General features: G+C 69.0%; 11 protein-coding genes. All 11 read left to right on the forward strand.

All coding sequences use genetic code 11. The annotated features are described in order from the left end of the window. Positions 1 to 143: 143 nt before the first annotated feature. The 11 genes from rplJ (at position 144) to rpsJ (ending at position 16,374) form a co-directional block, all read left to right on the forward strand. Positions 144 to 689 carry a 50S ribosomal protein L10 gene (gene rplJ, locus ACN26Y_RS11100; RefSeq protein WP_155330219.1) on the forward strand — a complete coding sequence of 182 codons (546 nt, stop codon included), beginning with the start codon at positions 144 to 146 and terminating at the stop codon, positions 687 to 689. A 54-nt stretch (positions 690 to 743) separates the two neighbouring features. Next, a complete protein-coding gene (gene rplL, locus ACN26Y_RS11105) occupies positions 744 to 1,133 on the forward strand; it encodes a 50S ribosomal protein L7/L12 (RefSeq protein WP_155330220.1) in 390 nt (129 codons plus the stop codon). 576 nt (positions 1,134 to 1,709) lie between these two features. Further along, positions 1,710 to 5,141: a DNA-directed RNA polymerase subunit beta gene (locus ACN26Y_RS11110; RefSeq protein ID WP_155330221.1), complete on the forward strand. Its 3,432-nt coding sequence runs from the start codon at positions 1,710 to 1,712 to the stop codon at positions 5,139 to 5,141. Between the two features lie 84 nt (positions 5,142 to 5,225). After that, the gene (locus ACN26Y_RS11115) at positions 5,226 to 9,113 is read left to right on the forward strand and encodes a DNA-directed RNA polymerase subunit beta' (RefSeq protein ID WP_155330222.1); all 3,888 of its coding nucleotides are present in this window, start codon (positions 5,226 to 5,228) and stop codon (positions 9,111 to 9,113) included. Between the two features lie 196 nt (positions 9,114 to 9,309). Then, entirely contained in the window at positions 9,310 to 9,684 is a 375-nt protein-coding gene (locus ACN26Y_RS11120; RefSeq protein WP_155330223.1) for a hypothetical protein, read from the forward strand. 728 nt (positions 9,685 to 10,412) lie between these two features. Further along, on the forward strand, positions 10,413 to 10,784 hold the full coding sequence (locus ACN26Y_RS11125; RefSeq protein WP_155330224.1) for a hypothetical protein: 372 nt from the start codon (positions 10,413 to 10,415) through the stop codon (positions 10,782 to 10,784). Between the two features lie 494 nt (positions 10,785 to 11,278). Then, the gene (gene rpsL, locus ACN26Y_RS11130; RefSeq protein ID WP_007465318.1) at positions 11,279 to 11,653 is read left to right on the forward strand and encodes a 30S ribosomal protein S12; all 375 of its coding nucleotides are present in this window, start codon (positions 11,279 to 11,281) and stop codon (positions 11,651 to 11,653) included. A 1-nt stretch (position 11,654) separates the two neighbouring features. Beyond that, a complete protein-coding gene (rpsG, locus tag ACN26Y_RS11135; protein WP_155330225.1) occupies positions 11,655 to 12,125 on the forward strand; it encodes a 30S ribosomal protein S7 in 471 nt (156 codons plus the stop codon). Positions 12,126 to 12,200: 75 nt separating this feature from the next. Next, positions 12,201 to 14,297 (forward strand): elongation factor G, encoded by a 2,097-nt coding sequence (fusA, locus tag ACN26Y_RS11140; protein ID WP_155330226.1) that lies wholly within the window; start codon positions 12,201 to 12,203, stop codon positions 14,295 to 14,297. A 222-nt stretch (positions 14,298 to 14,519) separates the two neighbouring features. Further along, entirely contained in the window at positions 14,520 to 15,713 is a 1,194-nt protein-coding gene (tuf, locus tag ACN26Y_RS11145) for an elongation factor Tu (RefSeq protein WP_155330227.1), read from the forward strand. 352 nt (positions 15,714 to 16,065) lie between these two features. Further along, a complete protein-coding gene (gene rpsJ, locus ACN26Y_RS11150) occupies positions 16,066 to 16,374 on the forward strand; it encodes a 30S ribosomal protein S10 (protein ID WP_007073037.1) in 309 nt (102 codons plus the stop codon). The last annotated feature ends 8 nt before the right edge of the window (positions 16,375 to 16,382 follow it).

Consider the following 16,382-nt stretch of genomic DNA (forward strand, 5'->3'; position numbering starts at 1 on the left):
TCCGCCGACCGCGTCGTGGCCGCCGGCCCTCGCCCCGTGCGCCCTGCGCCGGGGCTTTTCTCGTTGGTGCGATGCCTCCGTCTCCGTCGCGAGCATCCCGCTCGTCGGCGGTGACCAGCCTCGAGCAACGAGAGAGGAGGGACATGGCGGACAAGCCGATCCGGGCCGACAAGGCCACGGCCGTCGCTGAGCTGACCGAGAGCTTCCGCAACGCGGGGGCGACCGTGCTGACCGAGTACCGCGGTCTGACGGTTTCCCAGCTCACCCAGCTGCGGCGCTCGCTCGGCAAGGAGACCAGCTACACGGTCGCGAAGAACACGCTGGCCAAGCGTGCGGCGGTCGACGCGGGCATCTCCGGCCTCGACGAGCTGTTCACCGGTCCTACCGCGCTGACTTTCGTTTCGGGCGACGTCGTCGAGGCGGCGAAGGGGCTTCGCGACTTCGCGAAGGCCAACCCGAAGCTCGTCATCAAGGGCGGTGTCTTCGAGGGCAAGGCCATCTCCGCGGCCGAGGTCACGAAGCTCGCCGACCTGGAGTCCCGTGAGGTGCTGCTGGCCAAGCTGGCCGGCGCCATGAAGGGCAACCTGAGCAAGGCCGCGGCCCTGTTCCAGGCCCCGCTCGCCAAGACCGCGCGTCTGGCGGCCGCCCTGCAGGACAAGCGCGAGAAGGAGGGCGCCGAGGCGGCCTGAGGCCTCCCGGCGCACCCACGTTCTTAGTTTTCACTTTGAGAAAGGACGCCAGACATGGCGAAGCTCAGCACCGAAGAGCTGCTCGACGCGTTCAAGGAGATGACGCTGATCGAGCTCTCCGAGTTCGTGAAGCAGTTCGAGGAGACCTTCGAGGTCACCGCCGCCGCTCCGGTTGCCATGGGCGTTGCCGCCCCGGGCGCCCCGGGTGCGGCCGCCGAGGCCGAGCCGGAGAAGGACGAGTTCGACGTCATCCTCGACGCCGACGGTGGCAAGAAGATCCAGGTCATCAAGGTCGTGCGTGAGCTGACCGGCCTGGGCCTGAAGGAGGCCAAGGACCTCGTCGAGGCCGCGCCGAAGCCGGTCCTGGAGAAGGTCAACAAGGAGACCGCCGACAAGGCCAAGGCCAAGCTCGAGGGCGAGGGCGCCAAGGTCACCCTCAAGTGACCTGAGGTACGACCTGACGCGCGTCCGGCTCACGTGAGCCGGGGCACACACCGCGTCACGACGGGCGGCGATCCGGGAATCGGATCGCCGCCCGTCGCGTTGGTGGCTCCGGCGGCAGCGCACGTGAGCAGGGCGGTCGGCGTCCGGTGTGGCGCGCCGCCGGGGTGCCGGGCGGTGACCCGGGGGAGGGAAAGGCACGGCGAGCCGGAGACCGGCCCTTGACGCGGCACCGGCCTGCCAGGCACGCTGACACCAGCAAGACCTTCCGCGCTTGCAACGGCCACCACTTGGGTAATGGCAGCGGCGACGCCATCGCCGGCGACACCTGAGTGGCCCGGTGGGACGTCGCGTTCCGAGCGGCCCGTGTGACCCCGTCTGAGGGGTCCCGGGGCACGTTCCGCGACGACCTGCGGGGTGGGCTGGACAGCGGTTAGCCTCTCGGCTACACTGCTAGTTTGCGCTGCCTTCCGACTTGACCCCTGCTCGGAAATGTCCGTTTGTGGATATTTCTGGTGGGGTCATTGGAGTGCACGCGTACCAGCCGTTCTGCAGCACCGGTCCTCGGAAGGACGCATCTTGGCAGCTTCCCGCCCTGCGAAGACCAGTCGTACGTCGAGCGCTTTCGCTCCCCGCCGAGTTTCCTTCGGCCGGATCACCGAACACCTCGAGGTCCCCAACCTCCTCGCCATCCAGACCGAGTCCTTCGACTGGCTGGTCGGCAACGAGGCGTGGCAGGGCCGGTCGGCGGACGACCCGCACGCACGCTCGGGTCTCGCGGAGATCCTCGACGAGATCAGTCCCATTGAGGACTTCTCCGGCACCATGTCGCTCTCCTTCTCGGCTCCGCGCTTCGACGAGGTCAAGGCCTCGATCGAGGAGTGCAAGGAGAAGGACCTCACCTACTGCGCCCCGCTCTTCGTGACCGCGGAGTTCACCAACAACACCACCGGCGAGATCAAGAGCCAGACGGTGTTCATGGGTGACTTCCCGATGATGACGCCGAAGGGCACCTTCATCATCAACGGCACCGAGCGGGTCGTCGTCAGCCAGCTCGTCCGTTCCCCGGGCGTCTACTTCGACAAGCAGCCGGACAAGACGTCCGACCGCGACCTCTCCAGCGTCAAGGTCATCCCGAGCCGGGGTGCCTGGCTGGAGTTCGACATCGACAAGCGCGACACGGTCGGCGTCCGCATCGACCGCAAGCGCCGGCAGGCCGTCACGGTGCTGCTCAAGGCCATCGGATGGTCGGCCGAGCAGATCCGCGAGAAGTTCGGCTGGTCCGAGCTGATGATGACGACGCTTGAGAAGGACCACATCGCCGGCCAGGACGAGGCGCTGCTCGACATCTACCGGAAGCTCCGCCCCGGCGAGCCGCCGACCCGTGAGAACGCCCAGACCCTGCTCGACAACCTCTTCTTCAACCCGAAGCGGTACGACGTCGCCAAGGTCGGGCGCTACAAGTTCAACAAGAAGCTCGAGCTGGACGTGCCGATCACCACCGGCACGCTCACCGAGGACGACATCGTCGCCACCGTGGAGTACCTCTGCCGGCTGCACGCCGGTGAGGAGGGCTACGAGGCCGACGACATCGACCACTTCGGCAACCGGCGCCTGCGTACGGTCGGCGAGCTGATCCAGAACCAGGTCCGGGTCGGCCTGTCCCGGATGGAGCGGGTCGTCCGCGAGCGGATGACCACGCAGGACGTCGAGGCGATCACGCCGCAGACCCTGATCAACATCCGTCCGGTGGTGGCGGCGATCAAGGAGTTCTTCGGCACGTCGCAGCTGTCCCAGTTCATGGACCAGACCAACCCGCTGGCGGGCCTGACCCACCGGCGGCGGCTGAGCGCGCTCGGCCCGGGTGGTCTGTCCCGGGAGCGGGCCGGCTTCGAGGTCCGTGACGTGCACCCGTCGCACTACGGCCGGATGTGCCCGATCGAGACGCCGGAAGGCCCGAACATCGGCCTGATCGGCGCGCTGTCCACCTTCGCCCGGGTCAACCCGTTCGGCTTCATCGAGACGCCGTACCGGAAGGTCGTCGACGGTCGGGTCACCGACCAGATCGACTACCTGACCGCGGACGAGGAGGACCGCTTCGTCAAGGCGCAGGCCAACGCGCCGCTCAAGGCGGACGGCTCGTTCGCCGAGGACCGGGTCCTGGTCCGCCGTAAGGGCGGCGAGACCGAGGACGTCCCGCCGGCGGCCGTGGACTACATGGACGTGTCGCCGCGGCAGATGACCTCCGTCGCGACGGCGATGATCCCGTTCCTCGAGCACGACGACGCCAACCGCGCGCTCATGGGCGCGAACATGCAGCGCCAGGCCGTGCCGCTGGTCAAGGCGGAGGCGCCGCTGGTCGGCACCGGCATGGAGTACCGGGCCGCGGTCGACGCCGGTGACGTGGTGGTCGCCGAGGTCGGCGGTGTCATCGAGGACCTGTGCGCCGACTACATCACCGTCCACCAGGACGACGGCCACCGCCGGACGTACCTGCTGCACAAGTTCCGCCGCTCCAACGCCGGCTCCTGCGTCAACCAGAAGCCGGTCGTCTTCGAGGGCGACCGGGTCGAGGCCGGCCAGGTCATCGCCGACGGTCCCTGCACCGACGACGGCGAGATGGCGCTCGGGCGCAACCTGCTCGTGGCGTTCATGACCTGGGAGGGCCACAACTACGAGGACGCGATCATCCTGTCGCAGCGCCTCGTGCAGCAGGACGTGCTCACCTCGATCCACATCGAGGAGCACGAGGTCGACGCTCGGGACACCAAGCTCGGCCCGGAGGAGATCACCCGCGACATCCCGAACGTCAGCGAGGAGATGCTCGCCGACCTCGACGAGCGCGGCATCATCCGGATCGGCGCCGAGGTCGTCCCCGGCGACATCCTGGTCGGCAAGGTCACGCCCAAGGGTGAGACCGAGCTGACCCCGGAGGAGCGGCTGCTCCGCGCGATCTTCGGCGAGAAGGCGCGTGAGGTCCGGGACACCTCGCTGAAGGTGCCGCACGGCGAGACCGGCACGGTCATCGGCGTCCGGACCTTCTCCCGCGAGGACGGCGACGAGCTGCCGCCGGGCGTCAACGAGCTGGTCCGGGTCTACGTCGCCCAGAAGCGGAAGATCCAGGACGGTGACAAGCTCGCGGGCCGCCACGGCAACAAGGGCGTCATCTCCAAGATCCTGCCCGTCGAGGACATGCCGTTCCTCGAGGACGGCACGCCGGTCGACATCGTGCTGAACCCGCTCGGCGTTCCCTCCCGGATGAACATCGGCCAGGTGCTTGAGACGCACCTCGGCTGGGTGGCCAAGACCGGGTGGAAGGTCGACGGCGAGGACGCCGAGTGGAAGCGCCAGCTCCAGGCGATCGGCGCGGACGAGTCCGAGCCGGACACCAACGTGGCCACTCCGGTCTTCGACGGTGCCCGCGAGGAGGAGATCTCCGGTCTGCTCGCGTCGACCCTGCCCAACCGGGACGGCAAGCAGCTGATCGGCTCGTCCGGTAAGGCGCAGCTGTTCGACGGCCGCTCCGGCGAGCCGCTGCCGGACCCGATCGCGGTCGGTTACATCTACATCCTGAAGCTCAACCACCTGGTCGACGACAAGATCCACGCCCGGTCGACCGGCCCGTACTCGATGATCACGCAGCAGCCGCTGGGTGGTAAGGCGCAGTTCGGTGGTCAGCGCTTCGGTGAGATGGAGTGCTGGGCGATGCAGGCGTACGGCGCCGCGTACGCCCTGCAGGAGCTGCTGACGATCAAGTCCGACGACGTCCTGGGCCGGGTGAAGGTCTACGAGGCGATCGTCAAGGGCGAGAACATCCCCGAGCCGGGCATCCCGGAGTCGTTCAAGGTGCTGCTCAAGGAGCTGCAGTCGCTGTGCCTCAACGTCGAGGTGCTCTCCAGCGACGGTGTGGCCCTGGAGATGCGCGAGACCGACGACGAGGTGTTCCGGGCCGCGGAGGAGCTGGGCATCGACCTGTCCCGGCGCGAGCCGAGCTCGGTCGAAGAGGTCTGAGGTGAGCGGTCGGGAGCCGGCTCGCCGCCGGCTCCCGACCCCACCCACTAGCTAAGCAGTACAGACGACGACATAGGGGACATAGTGCTCGACGTCAACTTCTTCGACGAGCTGCGCATCGGCCTCGCCACCGCCGACGACATCCGTCAGTGGTCCCACGGCGAGGTCAAGAAGCCTGAGACGATCAACTACCGCACCCTGAAGCCGGAGAAGGACGGGCTCTTCTGCGAGAAGATCTTCGGTCCTCAGCGGGACTGGGAGTGCTACTGCGGTAAGTACAAGCGGGTCCGCTTCAAGGGCATCATCTGCGAGCGCTGCGGCGTCGAGGTGACCCGCTCCAAGGTCCGTCGTGAGCGGATGGGGCACATCGAGCTGGCCGCTCCGGTGACCCACATCTGGTACTTCAAGGGCGTGCCGAGCCGGCTGGGCTACCTGCTGGACCTCGCCCCGAAGGACCTCGAGAAGATCATCTACTTCGCCTCGTACGTCGTGACCAGCGTGGACGCCGAGGCGCGTCACCGTGACCTCTCGACGATCGAGAACGAGATCCTGGCCGAGAAGCGGCAGGCCGAGAACAGCCGCGACTCGGAGATCGAGAAGCGGGCCGCCAAGCTCGAGGCCGACCTGGCCGAGCTGGAGGCCGAGGGTGCCAAGGCGGACGTCCGGCGCAAGGTCAAGGAGGGCGGAGAGCGCGAGATGCGCCAGATCCGCGACCGGGCCCAGCGCGAGATCGACCGCCTGGACGAGGTGCTGGACACCTTCCGCAAGCTGGAGCCGAAGCAGCTGGTCACCGACGAGCTGCTCTACCGGGAGCTGCGCGACCGGTTCGGTGAGTACTTCACCGGCGGCATGGGCGCCGAGGCCATCAAGGCGCTCGTCCAGAACATGGACCTCGACGCCGAGGCGGAGAGCCTGCGGGAGACCATCCGCACCGGCAAGGGCCAGCGGAAGATCCGGGCGCTCAAGCGGCTCAAGGTCGTCGCGGCGTTCCTGAACACCCGCAACTCGCCGCTCGGCATGGTGCTGGACTGCGTTCCGGTCATCCCGCCGGACCTGCGGCCGATGGTGCAGCTCGACGGTGGCCGGTTCGCGACCTCCGACCTGAACGACCTGTACCGCCGCGTCATCAACCGGAACAACCGCCTCAAGCGGCTGATCGACCTCGGCGCGCCCGAGATCATCGTCAACAACGAGAAGCGGATGCTCCAGGAGGCCGTCGACGCGCTGTTCGACAACGGCCGACGTGGCCGGCCGGTGACCGGTCCGGGCAACCGCCCGCTCAAGTCGCTGTCCGACATGCTCAAGGGCAAGCAGGGCCGGTTCCGCCAGAACCTGCTGGGCAAGCGCGTCGACTACTCCGGCCGTTCGGTCATCGTGGTCGGCCCGAAGCTCAAGCTGCACCAGTGCGGCCTGCCCAAGCAGATGGCGCTGGAGCTGTTCAAGCCGTTCGTGATGAAGCGGCTGGTCGACCTCAACCACGCGCAGAACATCAAGTCCGCCAAGCGGATGGTCGAGCGGCAGCGGCCGGTCGTCTGGGACGTGCTGGAAGAGGTCATCGGCGAGCACCCGGTGCTGCTCAACCGGGCGCCGACCCTGCACCGGCTGGGCATCCAGGCCTTCGAGCCGCAGCTGGTCGAGGGCAAGGCCATCCAGATCCACCCGCTGGTCTGCACCGCGTTCAACGCCGACTTCGACGGTGACCAGATGGCGGTCCACGTGCCGCTGTCCGCCGAGGCCCAGGCCGAGGCGCGGATCCTGATGCTCTCGTCGAACAACATCCTCAAGCCGGCCGACGGCAAGCCGGTGACCATGCCCACCCAGGACATGATCATCGGTCTCTACCACCTCACCCACCTCACCGCCGGTGAGCGCGGCGAGGGCCGGGCGTTCAGCTCGGACGCCGAGGCGCGGATGGCGTTCGACAACGGCGAGCTGCACCTGCAGGCCCCGGTGAAGATCCGGCTGCGCGGGCTGGTCGGTGTCGACAACGGCCCCGGCACCGAGGCGTGGACCGCTCCCGAGGGCTGGGTCGAGGGTGACCCCGTCACCGTGGAGACCACGCTCGGCCGGGTCCTGTTCAACGAGACGCTGCCCCCGGGCTACCGCTTCGTGAACTACGAGATCCGCAAGGGCCAGCTCTCCGCGATCGTCAACGACCTCGCCGAGCGCTTCCCGAAGGTGGCCCTCGCGGCCACCCTCGACGGGCTCAAGGAGGCCGGTTTCCACTGGGCCACCTGGTCCGGCGTGACGATCGGCATGGAGGACGTCATCGCACCGCCGCGCAAGCGGGAGATCCTGGAGCGGTACGAGAAGGAAGCCGACCGGATCGACAAGCAGTACCAGCGTGGTCTGATGACCGCCGAGGAGCGCCGCGGCGAGCTCATCGAGATCTGGACCAAGGCGACCAACGAGGTCGCCAAGGAGATGGACACCGCGCTGCCGCAGGAGAACCCGCTGTGGAAGATGATCAACTCGGGTGCCCGCGGTAACCTGCTCCAGCTCCGGCAGATCGCGGCGATCCGTGGTCTGGTGGCCAACCCGAAGGGTGAGATCATCCCGCGGCCCATCAAGGCCAGCTACCGGGAGGGTCTGTCCGTGCTGGAGTACTTCATCTCCACGCACGGTGCCCGGAAGGGTCTCGCGGACACGGCCCTGCGTACCGCCGACTCGGGTTACCTGACCCGGCGTCTGGTGGACGTCTCGCAGGACGTCATCATCCGCGAGGAGGACTGCGGCACCGACCGTGCCATCCCGATGCAGATCGGCCAGAAGCGGGACGGTCAGCTGGTCGTGCACGAGCACGCCGAGACCAGCGTGCACGCCCGTACCCTCGCCGACGACATCAAGGGGCCGGACGGCACCGTCGTCGCCGAGCGGGGCTCGGACATCAACTCGATCCTGGTCGACCGGATCGTCGCGGCCGGGGTGGAGACGGTCCGGGTGCGGAGCGTGCTCACCTGCGAGTCGAAGCTGGGCGTCTGCGGTGCGTGCTACGGCCGCTCGCTGCCGACCGGCAAGACCGTGGACGTCGGCGAGGCGGTCGGCATCATCGCCGCCCAGTCGATCGGTGAGCCCGGTACGCAGCTGACCATGCGTACCTTCCACACCGGTGGTGTCGCCGGTGAGGACATCACCCAGGGTCTGCCGCGTGTCCAGGAGATCTTCGAGGCCCGCGTGCCCAAGGGCAAGGCGCCCATCGCCGACACCCCGGGTCGCGTGCGCATCGAGGACGGCGAGCGGTCGCGGAAGATCATCGTGGTGCCGGACGACGGCAGCGACGAGATCGTCTACGACAAGATCTCGAAGCGGGTCCGGCTCCTGGCCAACGACGGCGACCACGTCGAGGTCGGCGAGAAGCTCACCGTGGGTACGGTCGACCCGCACGAGCTGCTGCGCATCCTCGGCCCGCGTGCGGTCCAGGTCCACCTGACCCAGGAGGTCCAGGAGGTCTACCGCTCGCAGGGTGTGCTCATCCACGACAAGCACATCGAGATCATCATCCGCCAGATGCTCAAGCGGGTGACGGTCATCGACTCCGGCTCGACCGAGTTCCTGCCGGGCGTGCTGGTCGACCGGGCGCTGTTCGAGTCGGAGAACCGCCGACTCGTGTCGGAGGGTGGCGAGCCCGCCGCCGGTCGCCCGGTGCTGATGGGTATCACCAAGGCCTCGCTGGCCACGGACTCCTGGTTGTCGGCGGCCTCCTTCCAGGAGACCACCCGGGTGCTGACGGACGCGGCGATCCACGCCCGCAGCGACTCGCTGATCGGCCTCAAGGAGAATGTGATCATCGGTAAGCTCATCCCGGCCGGTACGGGCATCAGCAAGTACCGCAACGTCCGGGTCGAGCCGACCGAGGAGGCGAAGGCCAAGGTCTACTCGATGACCGGCTACCCGGAGACCGACTACGGCTTCGGGCCGGCCAGCGGCCAGGCGGTTCCGCTGGACGACTTCGACTTCGGGTCGTACCGCTAAGGAGCGCACGCACGAGGCCCCCGGCATCCGCCGGGGGCCTCGTCGTGTCTCCGGCCCCCGCTGCCGGTCGTCGGGGCGCGGAGATGTCGGAGAGATCGACACCGTACTCGCCGAGGTCGACGACCCGCACGCCGTAACGGGGTGGGCCCGACTTTCCCGCCGACCAGCTCCGACGGGGCGGGGCATGATGGAGGGCATGACCACCGCTCCCGGGCCCGCCCCGGTCGCCCCGCTCGCGGGGCCGCCGCGGCATCCACTCGACCCGGATCCGACCCGGGCAACGAAAGCGCGGGCGGTCTTCGCACTCGGGCTGATCGGCGCGCTGACCGGCCTGTTCATCGGGGGAGTGGTGCCTGCGACGGTCGCCCTCCGGCTGGCGCGGCAGGCGCGCCGTGAGGCGTACGCCTCGGGGGGTTTCCTCACCGGCGCGGCCTGGCTGCGGCGGGGGGAGCGCCTGGCCTGGACGGGCCTGGTGCTCGTCGCGGTCGCCGTGGTCGCCGCGGTGGTGGTCGGCGTGATCCGGCTCGCCGAGGCACCCTACGGGCAGGACTTCGCGCCGAACGTGAACTGACCGGCGCGGGCGAACCACCCGCGCCGGGCGTCGTCGGCTCGCCCGACGGCGGTAGCCTGACCGGTGTCCGTCGCCCGGTGCGTGGACGTCGACTTCCGACAGGAGGACCCGTGACCGACCCGGCGCGACCGCAGGGCACCGACCCGACGACGCCCGGTCGGCCGGCCACCCCCTCCGCTCCGGACGGGTGGACGCCCCCGGACGGCTCGCCGCCGTCTCCGGCGCCGACCTCCGAGCCCTGGTCCCGGCCCTCGGCCGACGCCACGGCGAGCCCCGGTGCCGGATCGGCCCCGGCCGTCGGCCCGACGAGCCCGGGTGCCGGATCGCCGCCGGGCCCGGCCGCCGGCCCGACGAGTCCGCCTTCCGGGCCGCCGCACGCCGTGCCCGCCGGCCCGCCCCCGTCCGGGCCACCCGCGATGCCCGCCGGCCAGCCGTCTGGGCCGTCCGGGCCGCCCGCGATGCCTGCCGGCCCGCCGTCCGGGCCGTCCGGGCCACCCGCGATGCCTGCCGGCCCGCCGTCCGGGCCGTCCGGGCCACCCGCGATGCCCGCCGGCCCGCCGCCGGCGGGGCTGCCGACCGCTCCCGCGACGGTCTCCGGGGCCGGGTGGGGTGTTCCGACCGGGCCGGGCGGCACGCCGCCGACGGCCGCCGCGGGATGGGGCTCCCTGCCCGCCGTGCCGCCGCCCCCGCCACGGGACGCGGTGGGGCGTCCGCGACGGGTCGATCCGGTGCCCGGCACGCCCTTCGGCGTGGTGCACATCGACGTGCCGCCGGTCGCCTCCGGCCTGGCGGTGGGTTCGCTGGTGGCCGGGATCGTCTCGATCCTGGTCTCGCTGCTGGTGATCTGCTTCGGGGCGGTGGGGCCGGACCGGGACGGCGTCTGGGCCGCCGGCGCCTTCACCGTGCTCGGCGTCCTGACCGGGGCGGGTGCCGTCGGCGCCGGCCTGCTCGCGATACGGCAGATCCGCCGTCCCGCGGCACCGCCGGCGGTCCGGTTCACCGGGCGCGGCCTGGCCATCTCCGGCGTCAGTTGCGGCGGCGCCGGGCTGCTGCTCAGCCTGCTCGGGCTGGGGCTGGCGTTGCTGGTGTCGCTGGCGTGACCAACGGGGCGACCGCCGGGCGGGAGCCCGAGGGAACCCCGGGGCCGAGGGGCCACTTCCCGGTGCAGCCGGTACACTTGTGTCCGTAGGTGCCCATCGCGGGCGCGCAGGCAGCACGGTTCCGATCGGCGGGCGGCGAGACGCTTCGCCGGCCGCCCCGTTTTGACCGGCGCGGTTGTGGTAGGTACTCTTTCCCCTTGTGCCCGGGCCAGCCCGGGCAACTCGTGCGTGCGCTGGATCCGATCAGCCGATGGTCCTGCGGCAGCGCGACGAAGCCAGAAGATCCGGCGCACGGCCTGCCGCGTGCCGGTGACAGACCCCCGGGTTCCGCGCGAGCGACGATCCGGGAACCGTGAGCCGGGCGACACGCCCGACCGCGGGTGCTGGGACCCCGTCAGGTGGCCCTGGTTGGAATGTAGGAGAGCCGTCCATCCGGCCGGCTAGAGCAGACGGCGCGGTCGCCTCGCAGCGGCCGAAGGGAGCGGAGAAACCCGGTGCCCACCATTCAGCAGCTGGTCCGAAAGGGCCGCCAGGCCAAGACGACCAAGACCAAGACCCCGGCGCTCAAGGGGTCTCCCCAGCGGCGCGGCGTGTGCACCCGCGTGTACACCACCACCCCGAAGAAGCCGAACTCGGCGCTGCGCAAGGTCGCTCGTGTCAAGCTCAGCAGCCAGATCGAGGTGACCGCCTACATCCCGGGCGTCGGCCACAACCTGCAGGAGCACTCGATCGTGCTCGTGCGTGGCGGCCGTGTGAAGGACCTCCCCGGCGTGCGGTACAAGATCGTTCGCGGTTCGCTGGACACCCAGGGTGTCCGCAACCGCAAGCAGGCGCGCAGCCGTTACGGCGCGAAGAAGGAGAAGAGCTGACATGCCGCGTAAGGGACCCGCTCCGCGGCGGCCGCTGGTCGCTGACCCGGTGTACAACTCGCCGCTGGTCACCCAGCTGGTGAACAAGATCCTGCTGCGCGGCAAGCGGCAGCTCGCCGAGAGCATCGTGTACGCGGCCCTCGAGGGCTGCCGCGAGAAGTCCGGCACCGACCCGGTCGTCACCCTGAAGCGGGCGATGGACAACGTCAAGCCGACCCTCGAGGTGCGCAGCCGCCGCGTCGGTGGCGCCACCTACCAGGTGCCGGTCGAGGTGCGCCCGGCCCGCGCGACCACCCTGGGTCTGCGCTGGCTGGTCACCTACGCCCGGGCGCGGCGCGAGAAGACCATGGTCGAGCGGCTGATGAACGAGCTGCTGGACGCGAGCAACGGCCTCGGTGCCGCCGTCAAGCGGCGCGAGGACACCCACAAGATGGCCGAGTCCAACAAGGCCTTCGCGCACTACCGCTGGTAACACCTTGGTTCCGGCGCCCACCAGGCGCCGGAACCGCCACCAGTTGTGTCGAGACGACGATAAGTAGGGATTGAAGTGGCCGCCGCAGACGCGCTCGCCAACGTACGCAACATCGGCATCATGGCGCACATCGATGCCGGTAAGACCACTACCACCGAGCGGATCCTGTTCTACACCGGTATCACCTACAAGATCGGTGAGGTCCACGAGGGCGCTGCCGTCATGGACTGGATGGAGCAGGAGCAGGAGCGCGGTATCACCATCACTTCCGCCGCCACGAAGTGCGAGTGGAAGGGCCACACGATCCAGATCATCGACACGCCCGGCCACGTCGACTTCACGGTCGAGGTCGAGCGGTCGCTGCGCGTTCTGGACGGTGCGGTCGCGGTCTACGACGGTGTCGCCGGCGTGGAGCCGCAGACGGAGAACGTCTGGCGTCAGGCCGACAAGTACAACGTCCCCCGGATGTGCTTCGTCAACAAGCTCGACCGGACCGGCGCCGACTTCTTCCGCTGCGTGCAGATGATGATCGACCGGCTCAACGCCACGCCGCTCGTGCTGCAGATCCCGATCGGGACCGAGGCCGACCACATCGGCGTCGTGGACCTGATCGGCATGCGCGCCCTCACCTGGCGCGGGGAGACCCAGAAGGGTGAGGACTACGCGGTCGAGGAGATCCCGGCCGACCTGGCCGACGCCGCCGCCGAGTGGCGCGAGAAGCTGATGGAGACGCTGGCCGACGTCGACGACTCGGTGATGGAGCGGTACCTGGAGGGCGAGGAGATCTCCGTCGAGGAGATCAAGGCCGCCATCCGCCGGGCCACCATCTCCGGCAAGGCCAACCCGGTCCTCTGTGGCTCCGCCTTCAAGAACAAGGGCGTCCAGCCGATGCTCGACGCCGTGGTCGACTACCTGCCGTCGCCGCTGGACATTCCGGCGATCGAGGGCACCGCGACCGACGGCGAGACCCCGATGCAGCGGAAGCCGTCCACCTCGGAGCCGTTCTCCGGCCTGGCGTTCAAGATCCAGACCGACAAGCACCTCGGCAAGCTCACCTACGTCCGGGTCTACTCCGGCGTGGTCGAGTCCGGGTCCCAGGTGGTCAACTCCACCAAGGACCGCAAGGAGCGGGTCGGCAAGATCTACCAGATGCACGCCAACAAGCGGGAGGAGCGCGGCTCCGCCAAGGCCGGCGACATCATCGCGGTCCAGGGTCTGAAGCAGACCACCACCGGTGACACCCTGTGCGACCCGGCGAACCCGGTCATCCTCGAGTCGATGACCTTCCCGGAGCCGGTCATCGAGGTGGCCATCGAGCCGAAGACCAAGGCCGACCAGGAGAAGCTCAGCACCGCCATCCAGCGGCTGGCCGAGGAGGACCCGACCTTCCGCGTCAAGCTGGACGAGGAGACCGGCCAGACGGTCATCTCCGGCATGGGCGAGCTGCACCTGGACATCCTGGTTGACCGGATGCGCCGCGAGTTCAACGTCGAGGCGAACATCGGCAAGCCGCAGGTGGCGTACCGCGAGACCATCCGCCGTCAGGTGGAGAAGGTCGAGTACACCCACAAGAAGCAGACCGGTGGTTCCGGCCAGTACGCCCGGGTGATCATCAGCCTGGAGCCGCTGCCGCTGGACAACGAGGCCCCGACCTACGAGTTCGCGAACGCCGTCACCGGTGGCCGCATCCCCCGGGAGTTCATCCCCTCGGTGGACGCGGGCGCGCAGGACGCCATGCAGTACGGCATCCTCGCCGGCTTCCCGCTCGTCGGCGTGAAGCTGACGCTGGTGGACGGTCAGTACCACGAGGTCGACTCGTCCGAGATGGCGTTCAAGATCGCCGGCTCGATGGCGCTCAAGGAGGCGGCCCGCAAGGCCGACCCGGCGCTGCTCGAGCCGATGATGGCCGTTGAGGTCACCACTCCTGAGGAGAACATGGGTGACGTCATCGGCGACCTCAACTCCCGCCGCGGCATCATCCAGGCGATGGAGGAGCGCGGCGGTGCCCGCGTCGTCCGCGCCCTGGTGCCGTTGTCGGAGATGTTCGGCTACGTCGGCGACCTGCGGTCGAAGACCCAGGGCCGGGCTAGCTACAGCATGCAGTTCGACTCCTACGCCGAGGTTCCGGCCTCGGTGGCCAAGGAGATCATCGCCAAGGCGACCGGTGAGTGACGCTCGCCTGAGCTGATCCGATGAGTCGGGTGTGGTCGCGGGAGGGTTCTCCCGCCCGCGGCCACCTCGGTCGGGTTGTGTGAATCCGGGCCTGTAGGCTTCATCGCCGCAGAACCCACAAAGGCTCTCCGGCCGTCAGGTCGGAAAGGCTGTCGACAGAGTCCTAAGCGCCGACCGGCGCACCGGGGCGAACGAACCAAGAAAGTCCACAGGAGGACACCAGTGGCGAAGGCGAAGTTCGAGCGGACTAAGCCGCACGTCAACATCGGCACCATTGGTCACATCGACCACGGTAAGACGACGCTGACGGCGGCCATCACCAAGGTCCTGCACGACCAGTTCCCGGACCTGAACCCGTACACGCCGTTCGACGAGATCGACAAGGCGCCGGAGGAGAAGGCCCGCGGCATCACGATCTCGATCGCGCACGTCGAGTACCAGACCGAGGCGCGGCACTACGCGCACGTCGACTGCCCCGGTCACGCCGACTACATCAAGAACATGATCACCGGTGCCGCCCAGATGGACGGCGCGATCCTGGTGGTCGCGGCGACCGACGGCCCGATGCCGCAGACCCGCGAGCACGTGCTGCTGGCCCGTCAGGTCGGCGTGCCGTACATCGTCGTGGCGCTCAACAAGAGCGACATGGTCGACGACGAGGAGCTCCTGGAGCTCGTCGAGCTCGAGGTCCGTGAGCTGCTCTCGGCGCAGGAGTACCCGGGTGACGACCTGCCGGTCGTCCGGGTGTCGGCGCTGAAGGCCCTCGAGGGTGACCCCGAGTGGACCGGCAAGCTGCTCGAGCTGATGAGCGCGGTCGACACCGCGATCCCGCAGCCGGAGCGCGAGACCGAGAAGCCGTTCCTCATGCCGATCGAGGATGTCTTCACGATCACCGGTCGTGGCACCGTCGTCACCGGTCGCGCGGAGCGCGGCATCCTCAAGCCGAACGAGGAGGTGGAGATCGTCGGTATCCGCGAGAAGTCGCAGAAGACGGTCTGCACCGGCATCGAGATGTTCCGCAAGCTGCTCGACGAGGCCCGCGCGGGTGAGAACGTCGGTCTGCTGCTGCGTGGCATCAAGCGCGAGGACGTCGAGCGCGGCATGGTCGTCATCAAGCCGGGCACCACGACCCCGCACACGGAGTTCGAGGCGACGGTCTACATCCTCTCCAAGGAGGAGGGCGGCCGGCACACCCCGTTCTTCCAGAACTACCGTCCGCAGTTCTACTTCCGGACCACGGACGTCACCGGTGTCGTCACGCTCCCCGAGGGCACCGAGATGGTCATGCCGGGCGACAACACCACGATGAGCGTCAAGCTCATCCAGCCGATCGCGATGGAGGAGAACCTCAAGTTCGCGATCCGCGAGGGTGGTCGTACGGTTGGCGCGGGTCGCGTCACCAAGATCATCAAGTGAGCTGGGTAACCCCGATTAGACCCGCCGCCGGTCGTGCGGCATACTAGTCAGGTTGCGTAACGACGGTTCGACCGCCTGCGTTCGGCTTCTGCCGAACCTCCGGGCGGGAGGGCCAGTCGGGCGTAGGGTGGTTGGCGGCCAGTCCGCCAACCACCCTCGCACGGCGTCCAGGTCGCGGTAGTGCGATCGGCGCCATGACCCACCGCGCGGTCGGTATCGCTCCGGAGTCCCGGGGCGGAGCCTGGCCCGAGGGCGCGACACGCCCGACCGCGGGGGTCGGCGAAGTGGGCCTGTACCAGCCGGTACAGGCGCCCGCAACACAGCGGCATCGAGAGAAGGAACAGAAGCCACCATGGCGGGACAGAAGATCCGCATCCGGCTCAAGGCCTATGACCACGAGGTCGTCGACTCCTCGGCTCGGAAGATCGTCGAGACGGTGACGCGCACCGGGGCGCAGGTCGCAGGCCCGGTGCCGCTGCCCACGGAGATCAACCGTTTCTGCGTAATCCGCTCGCCGCACAAGTACAAGGACTCGCGCGAGCACTTCGAGATGCGCACGCACAAGCGGCTGATCGACATCATCGACCCGACCCCGAAGACGGTCGACTCGCTCATGCGCCTCGACCTGCCGGCTGGCGTCGACATCGAGATCAAGCTGTAGGGATCGGA

The sequence above is a fragment of the Micromonospora sp. WMMD558 genome, assembly GCF_049315255.1.
Classification (GTDB): Bacteria; Actinomycetota; Actinomycetes; order Mycobacteriales; family Micromonosporaceae; genus Micromonospora.

Excerpts from the sequence above, each read along its gene's own strand:
- rplJ (WP_155330219.1), top strand. The coding sequence starts at position 144 with ATGGCGGACAAGCCGATCCGGGCCGACAAGGCCACGGCCGTCGCTGAG.
- rplL (WP_155330220.1), top strand. The coding sequence starts at position 744 with ATGGCGAAGCTCAGCACCGAAGAGCTGCTCGACGCGTTCAAGGAGATG.
- ACN26Y_RS11120 (WP_155330223.1), top strand. The coding sequence starts at position 9,310 with ATGACCACCGCTCCCGGGCCCGCCCCGGTCGCCCCGCTCGCGGGGCCG.
- rpsG (WP_155330225.1), top strand. The coding sequence starts at position 11,655 with ATGCCGCGTAAGGGACCCGCTCCGCGGCGGCCGCTGGTCGCTGACCCG.
- rpsJ (WP_007073037.1), top strand. The coding sequence starts at position 16,066 with ATGGCGGGACAGAAGATCCGCATCCGGCTCAAGGCCTATGACCACGAG.